At 43.9% G+C, this 1464-nt stretch carries 2 protein-coding genes; both read left to right on the forward strand.

Annotated features, from left to right (window positions below):
• On the forward strand, positions 1–610 hold a 610-nt coding region (locus ABUA09_RS18270; protein WP_349949632.1), incomplete at its 5' end, for a helix-turn-helix domain-containing protein.
• Complete coding sequence (locus tag ABUA09_RS18275; protein WP_154250173.1) at positions 586–1425, forward strand: IS3 family transposase; 840 nt, start codon at positions 586–588, stop codon at positions 1423–1425. The genes ABUA09_RS18270 and ABUA09_RS18275, both read left to right, overlap by 25 nt.
• Positions 1426–1464: the final 39 nt, after the last annotated feature.

The following is a 1464-nucleotide window of genomic DNA, read 5'->3' on the forward strand; positions in this document are numbered from 1 at the left end:
TGATATGTACCCCCTTTACTGGACACCCAGTAGAGGGGGTATTATTATGCGGTACACATATGAGTACAAAAGGAAATGTGTAGAACTGTATCGAGAAGGAAAATGGACAGAAACGCCGGAAGGTGTTAGCGATAAATCCTTTCGGGATAAAGTGAGACTATGGGTAAGAGCAGAGGATAGCCGCGGTCCAGAAGCACTGAAACACAAAAATTTCAACAGGAACTGGACACCAGAAGAACGGCTGGAACTAGTATCCCAAGTAATGTCCGGAAAATCCTGTGTGTCAGTGGCAATCGAGGCCGGTATTCAAGATAGACTATTGTATCAATGGGTTCAAAACTATAAAACAAAGGGGTATAATGGCCTGGTAGAAATGAAAAAAGGTCGTCCAAGTAAAGGGGTACCCCAAATGAAAAAGGAAGAAGCAAGGCCACTGAATGAATCCGAACGAGAAGAATTGATCCGGCTTCGGGCAGAAAACGAGTATATAAAGGCGGAGAATGAAGTTATAAAAAAAGAGATCGCCTTGAGAGAAGAGAGGCACGCAGCGCAACTCAAGGCGAGAAAGCAGCGATCATCAAAGAGCTGCGTGAAAAAGGATACCAATTGAAATATCTGTTGAAATCTATGCAGATGGCACGGTCTACCTATTATTTTGAGTTGAGCAAGGCCGATCAAGTTGCTGTTCGAAACCATTGCTTGGCAGATGAAATCAAAGACATTTTCTCACAGCATAAAGGCCGCTACGGTGTGCGAAGAGTATATCAGGAACTGATAAAGCGCGGCCACAAGGTCAATCATAAGCGGGTACAACGGCTTATGCACACTATGGGGTTGGCAGGAAAGCGCCCAAAGGAAAAGTATCATTCCTACAAGGGCGAGGTCGGCAAGGTTGCTGAGAATATCCTTGACCGGGATTTCAGCACGACAGCTCCTATGCAAAAATGGACTACCGATGTATCTCAGTTCGGTTTTTCGTGGGGGAAGTGTTATCTCTCTCCTATACTCGACATGAACACAAACGAAATCATTTCTTATGATTTATCTCAAAGTGCCAATATGGAACAGATCCAGAGAATGTTGGCCGGCGCCTTTACGAAGTTTCCCTCTGTAGATGGCCTGATCTTTCACTCTGATCAAGGGTGGCAGTACCAGCACGTGTACTTCAGGCAGGCACTTAAAGATCACAAAATCATTCAATCCATGTCAAGGAAGGGCAACTGTTACGACAATTGCATCATGGAGACCTTCTTTGGACGGATGAAAAACGAGATGTTCTACGGGCATGAAAAAGAGTATTCCTCTTTTGAAACATTTGCCAAGGCTGTTGACGGCTACATAAATTACTACAACAACGAAAGAATCCAAGAGAAAACAAAATGGATGCCTCCTACAAAATTCAGAGAGGCATCCATGTGCACCTAATTCAATTTTTTATGTGTCCAGAATTCTGGGTACATATCA

The organism is Intestinimonas sp. RTP31139st1_F5_RTP31139_211217 (assembly GCF_040226735.1).
Lineage (GTDB): Bacteria > Bacillota > Clostridia > Oscillospirales > Oscillospiraceae > Intestinimonas > Intestinimonas butyriciproducens.